At 52.6% G+C, this 14,541-nt stretch carries 10 protein-coding genes; 6 read left to right on the top strand and 4 right to left on the bottom strand.

The window, feature by feature from the left end; all coding sequences use genetic code 11:
• Positions 1-26: 26 nt before the first annotated feature.
• Entirely contained in the window at positions 27-1,850 is a 1,824-nt protein-coding gene (gene typA / locus ACLW56_RS12915; RefSeq protein ID WP_330984177.1) for a ribosome-dependent GTPase TypA, read from the bottom strand.
• A 379-nt stretch (positions 1,851-2,229) separates the two neighbouring features.
• Between typA and glnA the strand changes: the two genes are divergently transcribed.
• The 4 genes from glnA to ACLW56_RS12895 all read left to right on the top strand — a co-directional run bounded on the left by glnA (position 2,230) and on the right by ACLW56_RS12895 (position 6,516).
• Positions 2,230-3,639, top strand: coding sequence for a glutamate--ammonia ligase (gene glnA / locus ACLW56_RS12910; protein WP_330984176.1), 1,410 nt, complete (start codon positions 2,230-2,232; stop codon positions 3,637-3,639).
• A gap of 185 nt (positions 3,640-3,824) precedes the next feature.
• Positions 3,825-4,874, top strand: coding sequence for a nitrogen regulation protein NR(II) (gene glnL, locus ACLW56_RS12905; protein WP_330984175.1), 1,050 nt, complete (start codon positions 3,825-3,827; stop codon positions 4,872-4,874).
• 11 nt (positions 4,875-4,885) lie between these two features.
• Positions 4,886-6,295 carry a nitrogen regulation protein NR(I) gene (gene glnG / locus ACLW56_RS12900; RefSeq protein ID WP_330984174.1) on the top strand — a complete coding sequence of 470 codons (1,410 nt, stop codon included), beginning with the start codon at positions 4,886-4,888 and terminating at the stop codon, positions 6,293-6,295.
• A gap of 110 nt (positions 6,296-6,405) precedes the next feature.
• Positions 6,406-6,516, top strand: coding sequence for a YshB family small membrane protein (locus ACLW56_RS12895; protein ID WP_330984173.1), 111 nt, complete (start codon positions 6,406-6,408; stop codon positions 6,514-6,516).
• A gap of 82 nt (positions 6,517-6,598) precedes the next feature.
• On the opposite strand, the gene hemN is transcribed toward ACLW56_RS12895, so the two are convergent.
• Together hemN and yihI are read right to left on the bottom strand one after the other, a co-directional pair.
• Positions 6,599-7,972, bottom strand: a complete 1,374-nt coding sequence (hemN, locus tag ACLW56_RS12890) for an oxygen-independent coproporphyrinogen III oxidase (RefSeq protein ID WP_330984172.1) — start codon at positions 7,970-7,972, stop codon at positions 6,599-6,601.
• 185 nt (positions 7,973-8,157) lie between these two features.
• Positions 8,158-8,673 carry a Der GTPase-activating protein YihI gene (gene yihI, locus ACLW56_RS12885; protein WP_330984171.1) on the bottom strand — a complete coding sequence of 172 codons (516 nt, stop codon included), beginning with the start codon at positions 8,671-8,673 and terminating at the stop codon, positions 8,158-8,160.
• Positions 8,674-9,254: 581 nt separating this feature from the next.
• Between yihI and yihA the strand changes: the two genes are divergently transcribed.
• Positions 9,255-9,887: a ribosome biogenesis GTP-binding protein YihA/YsxC gene (gene yihA, locus ACLW56_RS12880; protein WP_330984170.1), complete on the top strand. Its 633-nt coding sequence runs from the start codon at positions 9,255-9,257 to the stop codon at positions 9,885-9,887.
• Between the two features lie 369 nt (positions 9,888-10,256).
• On the opposite strand, the gene polA is transcribed toward yihA, so the two are convergent.
• Positions 10,257-13,049, bottom strand: a complete 2,793-nt coding sequence (gene polA, locus ACLW56_RS12875; protein ID WP_330984169.1) for a DNA polymerase I — start codon at positions 13,047-13,049, stop codon at positions 10,257-10,259.
• A gap of 396 nt (positions 13,050-13,445) precedes the next feature.
• Between polA and ACLW56_RS12870 the strand changes: the two genes are divergently transcribed.
• A complete protein-coding gene (locus ACLW56_RS12870) occupies positions 13,446-14,354 on the top strand; it encodes an acyltransferase (RefSeq protein WP_330984168.1) in 909 nt (302 codons plus the stop codon).
• Positions 14,355-14,541 lie beyond the last annotated feature (187 nt).

Genomic DNA, 14,541 nt, shown 5'->3' with positions numbered 1-14,541 from the left:
CGGCTTTTTTCATTCAGATTAAAAAATTAATCTTCTTTAGGACCACGAGAAGCGCGTTTACGGTCGTTCTCGGTCAGGTGACGTTTACGGATACGGACAGAAGTCGGGGTGACTTCTACCAGTTCGTCGTCATCGATGAACTCCAGAGCTTGCTCCAGGGTCATCTTCACTGGTGGAACCAGAACCGTTGCTTCGTCAGTACCTGACGCACGCATGTTGGTCAGTTTCTTACCGGTCAGGCAGTTTACGGTCAGGTCGTTAGAACGGCTGTGAATACCGATGATCTGGCCTTCGTAAACTTCTGCACCGTGACCCAGGAACAGCTTACCGCGGTCCTGCAGGCTGAACAGGGCGAATGCCACTGCTTTACCCTGGCCGTTAGAGATCAGTACGCCGTTCTGACGCTGACCCACATCGCCTGGACGAACGTCGTCGTAGTGGCTGAAGGTGGAGTACAGCAGACCGGTACCTGAAGTCATGGTCATGAATTCGTTACGGAAGCCGATCAGGCCGCGGCTTGGGATCACGTAGTCGAGACGTACGCGGCCTTTGCCATCTGGATTCATGTTTTTCAGGTCGCCTTTACGCTCACCCAGAGCCTGCATCACGGAACCCTGATGCTGCTCTTCAACGTCCAGAGTCACGTTTTCAAATGGCTCTTGCTTACGGCCTTCATGCTCACGGAAGATAACTTTCGGACGGGAAACCGCCATTTCGAAACCTTCACGACGCATGTTTTCGATAAGAACTGACAGGTGCAGTTCACCACGACCGGAAACACGGAACGCATCCGCATCTTCCGTTTCTTCAACACGCAGTGCAACGTTGTGCACCAGCTCTTTGTTCAGGCGGTCAAGGATCTGACGGGAGGTAACGTATTTACCTTCTTTACCACAGAACGGAGAGGTGTTGACGTTGAAGAACATGGTCACCGTAGGTTCATCAACAGACAGCGCTGGCAGCGCTTCAACCGCCTGCGGGTCGCAGATGGTGTCAGAGATGTTCAGCTCGCCCAGACCGGTGATCGCAATGATGTCGCCCGCTTCTGCCACGTCGCTCTCGATACGCTCAAGACCCAGGTGAGTCAGGACTTTACCGACTTTACCGTTACGGGCTTTGCCTTCGCTATCGACGATGGTGACCTGCTGGTTCGGCTTCACTTTACCGCGCTTGATACGACCAATGCCGATGACGCCAACGTAGTTGTTGTAATCAAGCTGAGAGATCTGCATCTGCAGGGTGCCTTCCAGGTCAACGTTTGGCGCAGGAACGCGGTCAACGATGGTCTGATACAGCGGGGTCATGTCTTCCGCCATATCTTCGTGATCCAGACCGGCGATACCGTTCAGCGCAGAAGCGTAAACGATAGGGAAGTCGAGCTGCTCGTCAGTGGCGTCGAGGTTAACGAACAGGTCGAAGACCTGATCAACAACCCAGTCAGGACGCGCGCCTGGACGGTCAACTTTGTTAATAACAACAATCGGCTTCAAACCATGGGCAAAGGCCTTTTTGGTTACGAAGCGCGTCTGCGGCATTGGGCCATCCATTGCGTCAACGACCAGCAGAACGGAATCTACCATCGACATGACACGTTCAACTTCACCACCGAAGTCGGCGTGGCCTGGGGTATCAACGATGTTGATACGGTAGTCATTCCATTTGATAGCGGTGTTTTTAGCGAGGATGGTAATCCCACGCTCTTTCTCCAAATCGTTGGAGTCCATCACGCGTTCTTGTGCTTCAGTACGAGCATCGAACGTACCGGATTGCTGCAGCAGCTTATCAACCAGGGTAGTTTTACCATGGTCAACGTGCGCGATGATGGCGATATTACGCAGATTTTCGATCACAACTTTGCCTCAGGCATTAGAAATAGCGCGTTATTGTACACGGATTAATCGCACTACAAAACAGGATCACAAACATCCCCCGCAAACAAGTATTGCAGAGATGCTTTGTGATCGCTTTCACGGAGAGTAAAAAGTGCGCCATAACGTAAATTGCACCAAAATAGTGCTCATTGTTTACATGAAAGCACTGCTTTGGTGCAAGATATCCATCATGGTGCAGCACTTTTGCACTATGGTGCGCATCATACCGCCTTTTGGGGGGCATTTAAAAGTTGGCACAGTTTTCGCTTTATCTTTTTTACGGCAACAACGCCACATTAGCAGTGCCAAGAATAGTTCGTTACCACGACGACAATGACAAATCCGGGAGAGTTTAAGTATGTCCGCTGAACACGTTTTGACGATGCTGAACGAGCACGAAGTGAAGTTTGTTGATCTGCGCTTCACCGATACCAAAGGTAAAGAACAGCACGTCACTATCCCTGCTCATCAGGTAAATGCCGAATTCTTCGAAGAAGGCAAAATGTTTGACGGCTCCTCTATCGGTGGCTGGAAAGGCATCAACGAATCCGACATGGTGCTGATGCCAGACGCCTCTACCGCTGTCATTGACCCATTCTTCGAAGAGTCTACGCTGATCATTCGCTGTGACATCCTGGAACCCGGCACACTGCAAGGCTACGACCGCGACCCACGCTCCATCGCGAAACGCGCTGAAGAGTACCTGCGCTCTACTGGCATCGCGGACACCGTTCTGTTCGGGCCAGAACCAGAATTCTTCCTGTTTGATGACGTTCGCTTCGGCAGCGCCATCAACGGTTCTCACGTGGCTATCGACGATATCGAAGGCGCGTGGAACACCTCCACCAAATACGAAGGTGGTAACAAAGGTCACCGCCCAGCCGTAAAAGGCGGTTACTTCCCGGTTCCTCCAGTAGATTCAGCTCAGGATCTGCGCTCCACCATGTGTCTGGTGATGGAAGAAATGGGCCTGGTGGTAGAAGCTCACCACCACGAAGTAGCCACCGCTGGTCAGAACGAAGTGGCAACCCGCTTCAACACCATGACCAAAAAAGCCGACGAAATTCAGATCTACAAATACGTTGTGCACAACGTGGCGCACCGTTTCGGTAAAACCGCGACCTTCATGCCAAAACCAATGTTTGGCGACAACGGCTCCGGTATGCACTGCCACATGTCTCTGTCCAGGAACGGCACTAACCTGTTCTCTGGCGACAAGTACGCGGGTCTGTCTGAGCAGGCGCTGTACTACATCGGCGGCGTTATCAAACACGCTAAAGCGATCAACGCCCTGGCGAACCCAACCACCAACTCCTACAAGCGTCTGGTCCCGGGTTACGAAGCACCAGTGATGCTGGCTTACTCTGCGCGTAACCGTTCTGCGTCCATCCGTATTCCAGTGGTTGCTTCTCCGAAAGCGCGTCGTATCGAAGTGCGCTTCCCGGACCCAGCGGCTAACCCGTACCTGTGCTTTGCTGCGCTGCTGATGGCCGGTCTTGATGGTATCAAGAACAAAATCCACCCAGGCGAAGCGATGGACAAAAACCTGTACGACCTGCCGCCGGAAGAAGCGAAAGAGATCCCACAGGTTGCAGGCTCTCTGGAAGAAGCGCTCAACGCACTGGATCAGGACCGTGAGTTCCTGACCGCTGGCGGCGTGTTCACTAACGACGCGATCGATGCTTACATCGCCCTGCGTGTTGAAGAAAACGACCGTGTGCGCATGACTCCGCACCCAGTCGAGTTCGAACTGTACTACAGCGTTTAATTAGCAGTCATCCTGTGGCCTTTATGACTTTCGCCGAGGCCCAGGACATTTTTTGTTGCCGTGGAAACTTTCAGCCCATCTTCGGATGGGCTTTTTTCTCCAGCAACAGTCTGATTTCAGGCGCTTAACGGCTGAAAACCGCTATAATGCACTAAAATGGTGCACACCTTTCAGGAGACTGCTGAATGGCAACAGGCGTGCTGCCCGATGCTGGGCAGATCCTCAATTCTTTGATCAACAGTATCTTACTGGTCGATGACGAGCTGGCGGTGCATTACGCCAACCCGGCGGCGCAGCAATTGCTGGCGCAAAGCTCTCGTAAATTATTCGGGACACCGTTACCGGAACTGTTGAGTTATTTTTCGCTGAACATTGGCCTGATGCATGAAAGCCTGCAGGCGGGCCAGGGCTTCACCGACAACGAAGTGACGCTGGTAATCGACGGTCGCTCGCACATTCTCTCGGTGACCGCTCAGAGGCTGCCAGACGGCCTGATACTGCTTGAGATGGCGCCGATGGATAACCAGCGACGTCTGAGTCAGGAACAGCTCCAGCACGCTCAGCAGGTCGCTGCTCGCGATTTAGTGCGAGGGCTTGCCCATGAGATTAAAAATCCGCTGGGCGGCCTGCGTGGCGCGGCACAGCTGCTCAGCAAAGCGCTGCCTGATCCGTCGCTGCTGGAATACACCAAAGTGATCATTGAGCAGGCCGACAGGCTGCGCAATCTGGTTGACCGTCTGCTTGGGCCACAACAACCCGGTATGCACGTCACCGAAAGCATTCACAAAGTGGCTGAACGGGTCGTGAAACTGGTGTCGATGGAGCTGCCCGACAACGTACGTTTGACGCGCGACTACGACCCAAGTTTGCCTGAGTTACCGCACGATCCTGACCAGATTGAGCAGGTTTTGCTGAATATCGTGCGTAATGCCCTCCAGGCGCTTGGGCCTGAAGGCGGCGAAATTATTCTTCGCACCCGAACCGCGTTCCAGCTCACGCTGCATGGCGTGCGCTATCGCCTGGCGGCTCGTATTGATGTGGAAGATAACGGGCCAGGTATCCCTTCGCACCTGCAGGATACGCTGTTTTATCCCATGGTCAGCGGCCGTGAAGGCGGCACCGGGCTGGGGTTATCCATCGCCCGTAATTTGATCGACCAACACTCCGGTAAAATTGAATTCACCAGTTGGCCGGGCCATACCGAATTTTCGGTTTACCTGCCCATTCGGAAATAGAGGTGCATTGTATGCAACGCGGGATAGTCTGGATTGTTGATGACGATAGTTCCATCCGTTGGGTGCTTGAACGTGCACTCACCGGGGCAGGATTGACCTGTACCACTTTTGAAAGCGGCAGCGAAGTGCTGGATGCCCTGGCGAGCAAAACGCCGGACGTTTTACTGTCTGATATTCGTATGCCGGGCATGGACGGGCTGGCATTGCTGAAACAAATCAAACAGCGCCATCCGATGCTGCCGGTCATCATCATGACCGCCCATTCCGATCTGGATGCGGCCGTCAGCGCCTATCAGCAAGGGGCTTTTGACTATCTGCCCAAACCGTTTGATATCGATGAAGCGGTGGCGTTGGTTGAGCGTGCTATCAGCCATTATCAGGAACAGCAGCAGCCGCGTAACGCGCCGGTGTTTGGCCCAACCACCGACATCATCGGTGAAGCGCCTGCGATGCAGGACGTGTTTCGCATCATCGGTCGTCTTTCGCGTTCTTCCATTAGCGTGCTGATTAACGGCGAATCCGGGACGGGTAAAGAGCTGGTCGCTCACGCCCTGCATCGTCACAGCCCACGCGTGAAAGCGCCGTTTATCGCGCTCAACATGGCGGCGATCCCGAAAGATTTAATTGAGTCTGAACTTTTCGGCCATGAAAAAGGCGCGTTTACCGGCGCAAACACGATTCGCCAGGGTCGCTTTGAACAGGCCGACGGGGGCACACTGTTCCTCGATGAAATCGGCGATATGCCGTTGGATGTCCAGACTCGCCTGCTGCGCGTGCTGGCTGACGGGCAGTTTTATCGCGTTGGCGGTTATGCACCGGTGAAAGTCGATGTGCGTATTATTGCCGCGACCCACCAAAACCTGGAGCTGCGCGTTCAGGAAGGGAAATTCCGTGAGGATTTATTCCACCGCCTGAACGTCATCCGTGTGCATCTGCCCCCGCTGCGCGAGCGTCGGGAAGACATTCCGCGTCTGGCCCGTCACTTCCTGCAAGTGGCGGCGCGTGAACTGGGCGTAGAAGCCAAACTGCTGCATGCCGAAACAGAAGCGGCGTTAACGCGTCTGGCCTGGCCGGGGAACGTGCGTCAGTTGGAAAACACCTGCCGCTGGCTGACGGTGATGGCCGCGGGTCAGGAAGTGCTGATTCAGGATTTGCCTGCTGAACTGTTTGAAAGCACCGTGCCAGACAGCCCTTCTCATTCGCTGCCTGATAACTGGGCCACGCTGTTGGCGCAGTGGGCCGATCGGGCGCTGCGTTCCGGTCATCAAAACTTGCTGTCTGAAGCTCAACCGGAAATGGAGCGCACATTGCTCACCACCGCGCTGCGTCACACTCAGGGGCATAAACAGGAAGCGGCTCGTTTGCTGGGCTGGGGGCGAAACACCCTGACCCGCAAGCTGAAAGAACTGGGAATGGAGTGATCGAATGGCATTGTGTAAAGATGAGCAAGTGAGCGCAAATTGCTGCATTTTTGTACTTTACTGCCAAAATGAATTCAGTATGATCCGGCTCGCAGAGACAGGAGAGCATCATGCTGGAATCAATCATTAATTTTGTATCAAGCGGAGCCGCCGCCAGCCATACGCCACAAACCGCCGTTGCTGCGGTGCTGTGTGCGGCGCTGGTTGGGTTGTTCAGCTAGAATGTAATGCCCGGTGGCTACGCTTACCGGGCCGACAAAATCCGTAGGTCGGGCAAACAGAGTGCCGCCCGACATCAGCGCGTTAAATAACGCGAGAGAACTGCTGTAAGCGCGCCTTCTGACGCAAATACGTGTCGAAGCACATGCAGATATTACGGATCAGCAAGCGCCCTTTCCCTGTGACCTGAATACCTTTCTCATTGACGTCCACCAGCCCATCTTTGGCCAGCGGCGCTAACAGTGCCAAATCTTCAGCAAACCAGGTCTGGAAGTTCAGATCCCACGCCTTTTCAACATCAGCAAAATCGAGACGGAAATTACAGATAAGCGACTTGATGACGTCGCGACGAATGCAATCGTCTTGCGTCAGTGCAATCCCTCGCCACAGCGCGTTACCGCTTTCGTCGACCTGCTGATAGTAACGTTTGAGCTCTTTCTGGTTCTGCGCGTAGCAGTCGCCCAGCATGCTGATAGCCGACACGCCAAGCCCCAGCAGATCGCTGTCACCCTGAGTGGTGTAGCCCTGGAAGTTGCGGTGTAGCACGCCTTCACGCTGCGCCACGGCAAGTTCATCATCCGGGCGAGCAAAGTGATCCATCCCAATAAACTGGTAGCCAGCATCCGTCAGCGAGGTGATGGTTTCCTGCAAAATATCGAGCTTTTGCTGGGCAGATGGCAGATCCGCATCTTTGATTTTGCGCTGGGCGGCGAAGAGCGTGGGTAAATGCGCGTAGTTAAAAACGCTGAGGCGATCGGGGTTTAGCTCCGCCACTCGGCTCAACGTGAACGCAAAACTCTCTGGCGTTTGCTTTGGCAGGCCATAAATCAGGTCAATGTTGGTTGAGGTAAAGCCAATCTCACGCGCATGGTTGAGCAGCGCGAAGATGAAGTCTTCATCCTGCTCACGGTTAACCAGACGCTGTACTTCTTTGTTGAAGTCCTGCACGCCCATGCTCAGGCGGTTAAAGCCTTCGCTACGCAGATGGTCGAGCACATCGAGTTCGATTTCGCGGGGATCGACCTCAATGGAAATTTCAGCCTCGGCCTGAAAATCAAAATGCCCCCGCAGAAGCTGCATCAGGCGGCTAATCTGCGCTTTATTCAGGTAAGTTGGCGTTCCGCCGCCCCAGTGCAGCTGGCTGACTTGACGCCCGGCAAACAGCGGTGCGCGATGGAGAATTTCCTGCTCAAGCGCGTCCAGATACTGATCGGCTTTATGCTGTTGACGAGTAACGATTTTATTGCAGCCACAGAAATAGCAGAGCTTGTGGCAAAACGGGATGTGAACGTACAGCGAAAGCGGGCGCTCAGGATAACGGGCAACCGCTTGTTGGAAATCTGCCTCGCCGAAACTCTCTGAAAACTCCAGCGCGGTGGGGTATGAGGTATAACGTGGCCCGGAATAGTTGTACTTCTGGATCAGGGCCAAATCCCAGTCGATTAACTGCTCAGACATGCTTACTCCTTCCGGTGGTATCGCGAACGGCGGCGTGCCGGCTTGCCCGGTGATCGGACAATAAGCCGGTTGCGCAGCCACTGTTGACGCCGCGACAACCGCCGTAGTTTAATGAATAACCACCCCAGATAACATACAACCAAAAGGGTTATAAGCAGGACAGGCAGTCCGAGTGGGTGCAAACGTTAGTTTCCGCCTCGCAGCAGACGCATCATGTCTTCTTTGCCTTCTTCTTCCTCTTCGTCTTCATCGTCGTCGTAGGAAAGGCCCAGTTGTTGCATCAGCTCATCAATGCGATCCAGTTTGGCATCAACCCAGGATTGCTCGTCTGCGCTGAGAGCTTCGCCCTCTTCCAGACGTTCCAGCAGCGCATCCAGGCGCTCATCATTTTCCAGTAAATCCAGCTCGGCCTGCGGTGAAAGCATAGGTTTCTCGCTCTTCGGTTTGTGCTGCCTGGTCACCGGACGCTCGGTTGCGCCCAATGGGATGGGGGTTTTACTGCCAATACGCGGGTCTTTTTGCTGGCCCTGTTTTTTGCCAGCCGCGTTTGCCTCACCGCCGTTCGCGCGGCTGCCTGCAACGTGACCACGATGCTTCTTATCGCGTTTACGGTCGCGCGCTTCCTGATTCAGCTCTTCGCGCGTCTTACGACGGGCTTTACCCGGTGCTTTGCTGCGCGGTGCGGATGTTGGTTTTTTCATGATGAGGTGTCTTACGTTGTTTTCTTCAGTATAGAATTGAGCCGGAATCTAGCAGAAAGCAGACAAAGAAAAAAGGCGACAGAGTAATCTGCCGCCTTTTTCTTGACTCACAACCCTTAACGGGTCACACATTCCGTGTTTGCCAACAACACACCCTGTCTTTCCCTTGGCACTGAACACTCCGTGTCGTATTCCTTATCCCTTTATAACGTCTCCGGACGTTTGCCTCCTGGCCGTTCCTTCGTCTTCGCCTCCTGGCGCTCCTGACCCTCGTCCTGAGTCTTTATCCTTTCCGGCATCCCCGCCTGATGACCGCTACTTTACCTTGTTATGCTATTCAGACAAGCAACTCACCGGTAAAAATATCAATTTTCAGATTAGTCCAAACAAGTAACATATTGATTTAAAGGATATCGATAAAAATCTCACCTGCAACTTCTCCTAAATCTCCCATAGGAACAATGGCAAATGTCTCACAAAGCACAGGGTTAATACTTACACCGCATCCACAGGACAAACGCCGCCTTTTGCTGTTGTTCAGGTATACTCCCCCGCATAGCCCGATTTTATGGAGACGACCCTTGATCAACCTGAACTATCAACAGACGCATTTTGTTCTCAGCGCGCCTGATATTCGCCACTTACCTTCCGATACCGGAATTGAAGTGGCCTTTGCTGGACGCTCCAATGCAGGTAAATCGAGCGCCCTGAATACCCTGACCAATCAGAAGAGCCTTGCGCGTACATCCAAAACGCCTGGCCGTACTCAGCTCATCAACCTGTTTGAAGTGACGGAAGGCAAACGCGTGGTCGACTTACCGGGTTACGGCTATGCCGAAGTGCCGGAAGAGATGAAGCTGAAATGGCAGCGCGCGCTGGGTGAATATCTGGAAAAACGCCTGTGCCTGAAAGGCCTGGTGGTGCTGATGGACATTCGTCATCCGCTGAAAGATCTCGACCGGCAGATGATTGAATGGGCCGTCGACAGCAACATTGAAGTGCTGGTTCTGCTGACCAAAGCCGATAAGCTGGCGAGCGGCGCGCGTAAAGCGCAGCTGAACATGGTGCGTGAAGCAGTGAAAGATTTTGACGGCGACATTCAGGTCGAAGCGTTCTCTTCACTGAAGAAACTGGGCGTGGATAAACTGCGTCAGAAGCTGGATACCTGGTATAGCGAGATTGCCCCACAGCAGGAAGAAGAAAGCGAAGCGTAATTCGTTTTATCCTCGCAAAAAATAAGACAGAGCGCGGCCAGGTCCGCGCTTTTTCTTTTCTTTCGCGCAATAAAAAACGCCCCAGTCATTACTGACTGGGGCGGCTAAATATTCAGCCAAATCCGATTACGTGAAGTAAAAGGTCTGAAAGATAGAACATCTTACCTCTGTACCCTACGCGAATAACTCTACTCTTTTTTTCGCAGGCCACAAAGCACTTTTTGTAGTTTTTTTTCACTCTTTACATAGCGAATTCCGATGATCATCACAAAACGCTATAAGTTATGTTGCTTACTTACAAAAAGCGCCAACCCATAATCTGCCCTTAACCCGCGCATATTTGCTGATAATTTAGCCTGTCCGTCAGCATTAATGCGCCTGATCCCAGTTCTCACCACTGCCCACTTCCACCAGCAGCGGAACATCCAGCTTCATGCTGTTTTCCATCAGCTCATGGATCTTCTTCGACACGGCTTCCAGGTCATCTTTATGCACTTCGAACACCAGTTCATCGTGCACCTGCATGATCATGCGCACACGTGGTTGTTCCTTTTGCAGCCAGGCATCAACAGCAATCATGGCGCGTTTGATGATGTCAGCGGCGGTACCTTGCATTGGGGCGTTGATGGCCGCACGCTCCGCACCGGCACGCAAAGCGGCATTGCTGGCTTTAATGCCGGGTAAATAAAGGCGGCGACCTTCCAGCGTTTCAACATAACCCTGATCTTTGGCCTGCGCGCGAGTGCGCTCCATATATTCCAGCACACCAGGATAACGCTCGAAATACAGGTCCATATACTTCTGCGACTCTTTACGTGGAATATTGAGCTGACGTGAAAGCCCGAAAGCACTCATCCCGTAAATCAGGCCGAAGTTAATCGCTTTCGCACTGCGGCGCTGTTCATTGGTGACATTATCCAGTGGAATGCCAAACACTTCCGCCGCTGTCGCGCGGTGAATGTCTTTCCCTTCCGCAAAGGCTGTTAATAGCCCTTTGTCGCGAGAGAGATGCGCCATAATACGCAGTTCAATCTGCGAGTAGTCCGCAGAAACAATCAGATAATCTTCCGGGGCAATAAACGCCTGACGAATACGACGCCCTTCTTCATGACGCACCGGAATATTTTGCAGGTTCGGATCGGTGGAAGACAGACGACCGGTTGCTGCCACGGCCTGATGGTAAGACGTATGCACCCGCCCCGTTTTCGGGTTGATCATCAGCGGCAGTTTATCGGTGTAAGTCGATTTCAGCTTTGCAAGCCCACGGTATTCGAGAATAACTTTCGGCAGCGGATAATCCAGCGCCAGTTCCTCTAGCACTTCTTCCGAGGTTGACGGTGCGCCGCCCGGTGTTTTCTTCAGTGGCTTAATGCCTTGTTTCTCAAATAAAATCGTTTGAAGTTGCTTCGGTGAAGAGAGGTTGAACGGCTCACCCGCAATGTCATGAGCTTTCTGTTCCAGCTCAACCAGGCGTTTACCAATCTCTTCCGAGTGGTTGTGCAGCACAGCAGGATCAATTTTCACACCGTTACGCTCAACGCGTGACAGCACGGTCACCAGCGGCATTTCGATGTTCTGGAAAACATTGGCTGGGCCTTCAAGCTTCTGCAGTTTTGGCCACATTTTCAGGTGCAGCTGCAGCGTGACGTCTGCATCTTCTGCCGCGTAACGCCCTGCTTCTTCGAGTGCTATCTGATTGAACGTCAGCTGATTTTTACCTTTACCGGCAATGTCTTCAAAGGTAATGGTTTTGTGCTTCAGCCAGCGATCGGACAGGCTGTCCATGTCGTGACGGCCCGCCACGCTGTCCAGAGTGTAGGACTCAAGCATGGTATCAAACGCAATGCCGCGCAGTTCGATACCATAGTTGGCCAGAATGCCACGGTCGTATTTCAGGTTTTGCCCGACCTTGAGAGACTTTTCATCTTCCAGAAGTGGCTTTAATAATTCCAGCACCCGATCACGAGAAATCTGTTCAGGCGCATCAAGATAATCATGCGCGACGGGTACATACGCCGCCACGCCAGGCTCTGCGGCAAAAGACAGGCCCACCATGTTAGCGGAGATGTTATCCAGACTGTCTGTTTCAGTATCAAAGGCGAAAACAGGTGCCTTCTTCAGTTTTTCAATCCACTGCTTCAGCGTTTCTTCATCAAGAATGGTGACGTAGTGTTCAGAAGAGAGCGCGGTCGCAGGCTCTTCGGCTTCTTCTTCCACCGTGGCTGTTGCCGCTGCAGATGGCATCGCCGAAGGCTTACTGCCTTTTGCCTGCATCCATTTTCCTGCTTCAACGTCTGTTATCCAGCGCTTGAATTCATACTGTTTGAACAGGCCAAGCAGTTCATCTGCTGCCGGTTGCTGAACTTCGAGCTGCTCGCAGGTCAGCTCCAGCTCAACATCTGTTTTGATGGTGGCAAGCTGGTAAGAGAGGTAAGCCATATCTTTATTCTGTTCGAGTTTCGCGGCCATGGTTTTGGCGCCACGGAAGGTCAAACCGGCAATTTTTTCAGGTTCAGCATAGAGCGTATCCAGCCCACCTAATCCTTGCAGAAGGGCTTGCGCTGTTTTTTCACCCACGCCAGGCACACCTGGAATGTTGTCCGAAGAATCGCCCATCAGCGCGAGGAAATCGATAATCAGTTCTGGCGGCACGCCGTACTTGGCAACGACTTCGTCCGGCCCCAGCACGGTGTTGGTCATGGTATTGATGAGCGTGATGCCTGGCGTCACCAGTTGCGCCATATCTTTGTCGCCCGTACTGATCAGCACCGGACGGCCTGCTTTTTCAGCTTCACGCGCCAGTGTGCCGATAACGTCATCGGCCTCTACCCCAGAAACCGCCAGCAACGGTAAACCCATGGCTTTTACCATCGCGTGCAGCGGCTCTATCTGAGCACGGAGATCGTCAGGCATCGGCGGGCGATGGGATTTGTAATGCTCAAACAGCTCGTCACGGAATGTTTTTCCTTTGGCATCAAAGACAACCGCCGCATGGCTTGGCTGATACTGCAGGATCAAACTACGCAGCATATTCAGTACGCCATACATGGCCCCTGTCGGTTCGCCTGCGCTGTTGGTCAACGGAGGAAACGCATGATATGCGCGGTAGAGATAGGATGAGCCATCAACCAGGATGAGGGGGTTTTCTTGGATCTGAGCCATAATTTCCGTGCCTGTTTATCAGATTAGGGATAAAGGATGCCACAGACAGCGCTAAAACATGAGTTTTTCACTGTCATTGCAGCAAAAGATTTGGAGATCCTCTGGATCGCTCGCAAAATCATTCTGTGGATAAGTTTGTGCATAATTTTATTCCGTCGGATTACTTCTGTTCACCTCACGAACAATGTAACAAAATTTACTTTAATTTTCATGTCGTTAAGATAAATCCCTACTTATATTTCCATTACTGGTGACAATTTAATCCATGTGGATATCACTCATGCTTATTTTTCTGCTCTGGTAAGACCCGTCTTTAGGTGTGATTTCTGGTAAAATCAGCGCCTTGCGCCTGTGAAACCCGCGCTTTATACAATTAACTATCTGAATAAATTGATTATGTCGAGATTACTCGCTGCGATAACGCTTCCGCTGAGTATTGCCCTTACCATTATTGTGACCGTACTTTGTTCCGTGCCCATTATTGCGGCAGGGATCATTAAACTGTTGCTGCCCATTCCTTTTGTATGGCGTTCGGTCTCGGCTTTCTGCAATCTGATGATGTATTGCTGGTGTTCCGGGCTGGCGTTGCTGCTGCACCTGAATCCGTGGCTGAAATGGGATGTTGAAGGCCTCGAAGGCCTGAACAAGAAAAACTGGTATTTGCTTATCTGCAATCATCGTAGCTGGGCGGATATCGTGGTGCTATGTGTACTTTTCCGTAAGCACATCCCCATGAACAAATACTTCCTGAAGCAACAGCTGGCATGGGTGCCGTTTATCGGCCTGGCGTGCTGGGCGTTAGATATGCCTTTTATGCGCCGCTATTCCAGAAGCTACCTGATTCGCCATCCAGAACGCCGCGGGAAAGATGTGGAAACCACCCGCCACTCCTGCGAGAAATTCCGCAAGCATCCGACAACGATTGTTAACTTTGTGGAAGGCTCCCGTTTTACCGCAGAAAAACGCCTGGAAACGCGCTCACCCTATCGCCATCTGTTACCGCCTAAAGCAGCAGGGATTGCCATGGCGCTGAATGTGCTGGGTAGCCAGTTTGATAAGCTCATGAACGTGACGCTCTGCTACCCGGAAAACGATAAGACGCCTTTTTTCGATATGCTGAGCGGTAAGCTAACCCGCATCGTTGTTCGTGTTGATTTGATGCCAGTCGCCGAGGCGCTGCATGGTGACTACGTTAATGATAAGAACTTCAAACGAGGCTTCCAGCTTTGGCTGAACACGCTGTGGGTTGAGAAAGACAATCAGATTGAAGAGATTAAATCCGGATACCGTACTTCAGAGCAATAAAAAGCCCCACCGTACGGTGAGGCTCCTGATGACAACGCTGGCGAATGCCAGCGTTCAGACTGCTGACGAACCCCGCGTTTTTCGTGGGGTTCTGTTTTATGAGCGACCGCAGGTCGCGATCGCGATATTTTTTCTCATCCCTCTGTTTTCGCGCTCACCCGACCTTTCCGGCCTCACATATCCCTCA

Origin of the sequence: Pantoea sp. sgz302252 (genome assembly GCF_047713085.1) — a bacterium.
Lineage (GTDB): Bacteria > Pseudomonadota > Gammaproteobacteria > Enterobacterales > Enterobacteriaceae > Scandinavium.
Note: the sequence above shows the minus strand (reverse complement) of the source record. Positions and strands in the feature narration are given on the sequence as shown.

Excerpts from the sequence above, each read along its gene's own strand:
- glnG (WP_330984174.1), top strand. The coding sequence starts at position 4,886 with ATGCAACGCGGGATAGTCTGGATTGTTGATGACGATAGTTCCATCCGT.
- yihI (WP_330984171.1), bottom strand. The coding sequence starts at position 8,673 with ATGAAAAAACCAACATCCGCACCGCGCAGCAAAGCACCGGGTAAAGCC.
- polA (WP_330984169.1), bottom strand. The coding sequence starts at position 13,049 with ATGGCTCAGATCCAAGAAAACCCCCTCATCCTGGTTGATGGCTCATCC.
- hemN (WP_330984172.1), bottom strand. The coding sequence starts at position 7,972 with ATGTCTGAGCAGTTAATCGACTGGGATTTGGCCCTGATCCAGAAGTAC.
- ACLW56_RS12870 (WP_330984168.1), top strand. The coding sequence starts at position 13,446 with ATGTCGAGATTACTCGCTGCGATAACGCTTCCGCTGAGTATTGCCCTT.
- glnL (WP_330984175.1), top strand. The coding sequence starts at position 3,825 with ATGGCAACAGGCGTGCTGCCCGATGCTGGGCAGATCCTCAATTCTTTG.
- ACLW56_RS12895 (WP_330984173.1), top strand. The coding sequence starts at position 6,406 with ATGCTGGAATCAATCATTAATTTTGTATCAAGCGGAGCCGCCGCCAGC.
- glnA (WP_330984176.1), top strand. The coding sequence starts at position 2,230 with ATGTCCGCTGAACACGTTTTGACGATGCTGAACGAGCACGAAGTGAAG.